Raw genomic sequence first — 5,709 nt, forward strand, 5'->3', positions numbered from 1 at the left:
TCTCTGGCTCGGAGATCTCCGCCAAGAATAGGTTCTTGCAAGAGTTAATTTCTTCAATCATCGACGGTGCTGCCATTGGTGCCTAACGCCTGAATTAAGCCGAGCCGCGAAGCGGCTTCGGCTTGAATGAATTGTTAGCCGTCAACGCTTGGCAAACAGCCGGCCATATTGGACGCAGCTTGCGGACGAACCAGAATGTGTTGAGCAACAAAGCGGGCGGCAATAGAAGCCACCAGAAATCTGTAACGAACCGATTTGCACGAAGCAACGGATCAGCGAAGTGAAACCCATTGGCGCTTAGCTGGGGCGCGACAAAGACGCTATACGCCGTGATGGGCAGAGTGATCAGCATGAGGAACGCGACAATTACGCCATAGGCCAACGAAAGAACCACACCGACAAATAGCCACCGCCGCGGGAATGCGCCGCGTTGCTTGTGGGTTGCAATGATTGGCCAGATAACTGGCGCCCAACAGATCACAAAGTAGGCAGCCGAGGCTGCCATGATCAGAGCGATCGTTTGTGGCGGGAATCCTGCGAGATCTTTCATTTGACGGCTAACGCCAGAGTTAAGCCGCGCCGCAGCGGGGCGTGAAGCATGTGGCAAGCTCCATCTGCCACATGGTTTGCGCCCCGATGCGGTGTCGGCTTGAACGAAATGTTAGGGCTCACTGCCATACAGTTGGAGCCCACAGCTTGAACAGTACCTCGTTGCAGCCAGTACTGGCTCTTGGCCAGCCAGAAACGGCTTGGAACAGCGAGGACAGGGGAAGCGAGTTACGCGAAGACAGAGCCAAAACCAGGTTCCTGCCCATGCCGAGGCAGCGAGCAAGAGAGCAACCCCGATATCCATGCCGGTGAGGGAATAGCCCAAGTAACCCACGAAGCACGCGGCCGGGAGACCAAGAAGCAAGCCAATACTCGCCGCCCAGTGACGGCGCCGATATGCTTTCCATTGGGTCGCGTACTGCGTGGACATTTGTTGTGAGGCCTAACGCCTGAATTAAGCCGAACCGCGAAGCGGTTTCGGCTTGAATGAATTGTTAGGCGGCAACTAGAAGATCGTGACTAAGTACATATCAACTAGAACACCACCACGAAACACCGCATAGCCAATGCCAGCATTGTGGCGAACGGATCGAAGCTCGTCACCTGGGGCGATCTTTGCCAAGAACTCACCCCAAGACTGGTCAAAGCTTGACGAGAGGTCGGAAGGGGAAAGGTTGTCTTTAGCCGAAGCGTCAGAGGGAGAGAGCGCTCTGGAAATCTCCCATCCCTGACTGGTCAGTGAGGGAATGCTGCTATCGCGAGCAATTAGATCGCCAGGCTCGTCGGTGAGCCGATAGCTGGTGCACGCGGCAAGAAGTGATGTTGCAAGCACCAAAACTAGGGAGTGTTTCATTGCCGCCTAACACCTGAATTAAGCCGCGCCGCGAAGCGGCGTCGGCTTGAATGAATTGTTAGCGCCCACGCAGGGCCCTACAAGTCTCACTTTGTACGGCCTCATCTCGTACTTTGAAGCCACTGGACGACTCATAGACCCGGCTACGAACTGACCTTATAACCGCACGGTCACACTCCCATACGCGGGAAGAGCGATTGATCTCGATGTTTGAAACAGTTCCATCCGTCAGAACATCGAATGATGTGCTTGCAGCACAAGTTGTTTCTGGATCCGCGTACATGATGCAGAAGTCTGGCGGAATAATGACCGGCTCCGAGCTTAGGAGCCTAGGTGGAGCAGCGTTATCCCCCGAGCCGCGGGGTAACGGATCATGAAACGCGGCCAAAAGTAGCAGTGAGATGAGCATGGGCGCTAACACCAGAATTAAGCCGAACCGCGAAGCGGTTTCGGCTTGAATGATTTGTTAGGCGGGCCCGCCAAGAGCTCTGCGCGCAAAGGCCAGCCAACCGTTGGTGCGAAGTCTACCCGCCAGATGTCAATCTCAAAGGGGGCGCCGTGCTGGTCGAGGTTTAGCTCTACGGATACGAGTACGCCATCTAGATCGTAGAAGTAGCACTCCGCCGGCGATGAGCCGTGTTTGCGAGAACTATCGAAGGGTGAAATGGCAAGACTACCCATACCGCCATCCGACATGGGCCTGACCTCAAGGGTGTCGAGATCTACAGGAATGGCCGCGAGCTCAAACAGGTATGCGACTACCGGACGCTCATGTTCGAGTAGATGTCTCATGGCCGCCTAACGCTTGAGTTAAGCCGCGCCGCGAAGCGGCGTCGGCTTGAACGAATTGTTAGGGCCCAGCCGACGGCACATGACGTGGGTAAGAAGTGCCACAGCTGCCCCGCAGATGATTGCCCAGAAGCCCAAAGACAACTCGAACGGAAGGACGAGCAGCCCCGGCAGCACGCCGAGACCAAGAGCATACGGCCAGCGAGCGAGATGCTTGCGAAGCAAGGCAACGTAGCCAGGCGCGCCGATAACAACAACCGGCAAGAAGCCAATGATCATGGTGTAACCGAAGAGGACCTTTGCGGAAGCCGCAGGAGCAAGAAGCGAGTCGGCGTGCCGCGCCGCGTCAGCAGCGCCGTAAGCAGACATTGCGCCAGCAACAATTAATAAGGCAAGCAATGCAGCAATCTCAACAAGAAGCAGCTGCCGGAGAATTTTCATGGGGCCTAACAACCTGAGTTAAGCCGCGCCGCTCGCGGCTCCTTCCGAAGCGATTTCTACCACGATCTGGACGAGGGCGCGCCGGCCTGGGCGGTGTCGGCTTGAACGACTAGTTAGGGAGAAAGAGCACTGCCCTCCACGACACGCGGGACTCGTTGATCTCAAAGGAAAGTGACCGCAGCGACCATGTGGGTCCGCTTCAACCAACCAAGCGCTCCGTCTGGCCGGACCAACTCCGTTGTCCGACCAGACGGAGCGCTTGGTTGATTCTGAGCGCTGGGCCGATGGGGTCAATCAGGCAAGTACGCTTTCTCGTGTCAGGCTTCTCCCCGAGGCGACGGGGCAGTGCTCTTTTCTGCCTAACGCCAGCATTAAGCCGCGCCGCGAAGCGGTGTCGGCTTGAATGAATTGTTAGGCTGCGGCCCCGCAAGAAGTTGGTCCGCTGCCAGTAGACGAAATTGGGCTTGCTGTTCGGGCGAGAGTACGCGGAAAGGTATGGGCATGGCGCCACTCTCGAGCTCAATAAGAAAGCCACGGCTGTAAGTGTGGACTGCCTTCACCCTGGACCAAACAACAGAGCCTGGACCGACCTTGGTGCGTCTGCTCACACCCGTAGCGTCGATAGTGAAGTCGCATCGGCCGACACGAGATGATTTGTACACGAACCCGATTATTGCAACACACTGGAGCGTGATGCGCGCCAAATGCCGTCTTACTCCGCTCAGCGTGCGCAAGGCATCATCTGTATCGAAGGCGTGCTCCGTTACGAAATTCAGATACTCTCCGAGTCGATAGCGAACTGAGAACTCGATGCGCGACAGGGGATCCATAGCAGCCTAACAACCTGAGTTAAGCCGCGCCGCTCGCGGCTCCTTCCGAAGCGATTTCTACCACGATCTGGACGAGGGCGCGCCGGCCTGGGCGGTGTCGGCTTGAACGACTAGTTAGGGAGAAAGAGCACTGCCCTCCACGACACGCGGGACTCGTTGATCTCAAAGGAAAGTGACCGCAGCGACCATGTGGGTCCGCTTCAACCAACCAAGCGCTCCGTCTGGCCGGACCAACTCCGTTGTCCGACCAGACGGAGCGCTTGGTTGATTCTGAGCGCTGGGCCGATGGGGTCAATCAGGCAAGTACGCTTTCTCGTGTCAGGCTTCTCCCCGAGGCGACGGGGCAGTGCTCTTTTCTGCCTAACACCTAAGTTAAGCCGAGACGCGCAGTGGAGCAAAGCACATGGCAAGCTGTACCTGCCATGTGCTTTGCGGAACGAAGCGGCTTCGGCTTGAACGCATTGTTAGCCCTCACCGGAGATTGGACCACGGACGAGAACGCGGTCACTGCAGACACCGACAAACCTTGGCTGTACAACTGCTGTGAGGACAAGATTGCTGCCCAAAAGCGATGCGTTATGGCAACAGCGTTCTGTGCCGGCTTGAATGTATAAGTTGCCCTGCGACTCACCAACCGCGCAGTTGCCTGGAGCATAGGTCCATACGCCGTGCTTGGCGAGACGCCCGGTGCGAAACTCCAGACTGTGTTCAAGCATGAAGCTGTAAGACGTGTCGCCATGCCTTTCGACCCAGATGCCAAGCAAGGCATCTTGCAGGGGAATGTTGTATCTCATCTCACGAACATCTTCAGCACCCTCAGCTGGAGGGGTTGCGGAGTACTGACGCTGCCCATCCTTGGAGTACGAGTAGACAACCCCCCGCTCAAACTCCTGCGAGTGGCAGTCATTCATCAGAGAAACTAGGGCGATGACAACCAGCAGAACGATTCTCATGGTGTTGCTCGGTAGGGCGGGGTAGTTCGTGAGGGCTAACAACCTGAGTTAAGCCGCGCCGCTCGCGGCTCCTTCCGAAGCGATTTCTACCACGATCTGGACGAGGGCGCGCCGGCCTGGGCGGTGTCGGCTTGAACGACTAGTTAGGGAGAAAGAGCACTGCCCTCCACGACACGCGGGACTCGTTGATCTCAAAGGAAAGTGACCGCAGCGACCATGTGGGTCCGCTTCAACCAACCAAGCGCTCCGTCTGGCCGGACCAACTCCGTTGTCCGACCAGACGGAGCGCTTGGTTGATTCTGAGCGCTGGGCCGATGGGGTCAATCAGGCAAGTACGCTTTCTCGTGTCAGGCTTCTCCCCGAGGCGACGGGGCAGTGCTCTTTTCTGCCTAACACTTGAGTTAAGCCGAACCGCGAAGCGGTTTCGGCTTGAACGAATAGTTAGGGCGCCGGCAACCGAACTGCCGGGCCCAGTTGCCGGAACTGTAACCCAAACCGAAGCCCGGGCAAGCCTGCCCAAGATGCGTTCGGGCGGGCCGCTGCTGCGCCCGGTGCCGCCAGCGAGCGGCCTGCGCCGAAGCACCTTCGGGAGTGAAGTTGCTGCGCGAAGATCTGGAGCAGCAGGCGTGCGCGCGCAAGGTGCAGCTGCCGTGACCACACACAGATCATGGGATGCCTGACCGAGCGGCCTAACGCCTGAGTTAAGCCGAACCGCGTAGTGGAGCCAAAGGCATGGCAAGCTTTTTCTGCCATGCCTTTGGTGTAACGAAGCGGTTTCGGCTTGAACGAATTGTTAGAGCCCAAGCCCGTACGCGGCAAGACGCTGCTCTAAGGTGCCAGTGTGCAGCTCAAACAAGTGATTGTCGAAATCGTAGAAATACAAGGACTTTCCCTCTCCGTCTATCCGACCGCGGGGCGGCTTGAACTCTACGCCCAAGGACTCTAGGCGAGCGCGGTAGGTAGGCAACTCCGCCTCGCGGACTGCGAAGGCAACATGCTGATATGACCGCTCGGCGGGAGCTTCTCCCTCCATCGCGGCTATCCAGGTGCCGCCAAGTACAAAGAATTTCTCGCGCGCGAGTGAGTGGTTGCGGCCTGCACTGTCATAGACCTCGCGCGCTCCCAAGCCCTCGCACAAGAGGGTAGCGGTGCGCTCGAGGTTTTGAACGACAAAAGTGAGGTGGCTAATGCCTTCCATGGGCTCTAACAACCTGAGTTAAGCCGCGCCGCTCGCGGCTCCTTCCGAAGCGATTTCTACCACGATCTGGACGAGGGCGCGCCGGCCTGGGCGGTG

6 protein-coding genes are annotated in these 5,709 nt (G+C 57.7%); all 6 read right to left on the reverse strand.

The window, feature by feature from the left end; translation table 11 throughout:
* Positions 1-94 precede the first annotated feature (94 nt).
* Entirely contained in the window at positions 95-550 is a 456-nt protein-coding gene (locus ACW5EG_RS16935; RefSeq protein ID WP_457022452.1) for a hypothetical protein, read from the reverse strand.
* Between the two features lie 504 nt (positions 551-1,054).
* Positions 1,055-1,402 carry a hypothetical protein gene (locus tag ACW5EG_RS16940; protein WP_457022454.1) on the reverse strand — a complete coding sequence of 116 codons (348 nt, stop codon included), beginning with the start codon at positions 1,400-1,402 and terminating at the stop codon, positions 1,055-1,057.
* A 426-nt stretch (positions 1,403-1,828) separates the two neighbouring features.
* Positions 1,829-2,194 (reverse strand): DUF6984 family protein, encoded by a 366-nt coding sequence (locus ACW5EG_RS16945; protein WP_457022456.1) that lies wholly within the window; start codon positions 2,192-2,194, stop codon positions 1,829-1,831.
* Between the two features lie 18 nt (positions 2,195-2,212).
* On the reverse strand, positions 2,213-2,632 hold the full coding sequence (locus tag ACW5EG_RS16950) for a hypothetical protein (protein ID WP_457022458.1): 420 nt from the start codon (positions 2,630-2,632) through the stop codon (positions 2,213-2,215).
* Between the two features lie 1,294 nt (positions 2,633-3,926).
* Entirely contained in the window at positions 3,927-4,415 is a 489-nt protein-coding gene (locus ACW5EG_RS16955; RefSeq protein WP_457022459.1) for a hypothetical protein, read from the reverse strand.
* A gap of 793 nt (positions 4,416-5,208) precedes the next feature.
* Entirely contained in the window at positions 5,209-5,613 is a 405-nt protein-coding gene (gene fosX / locus ACW5EG_RS16960; protein WP_457022461.1) for a FosX/FosE/FosI family fosfomycin resistance hydrolase, read from the reverse strand.
* Positions 5,614-5,709 lie beyond the last annotated feature (96 nt).

It is taken from the genome of Luteimonas sp. A611 (assembly GCF_054072715.1).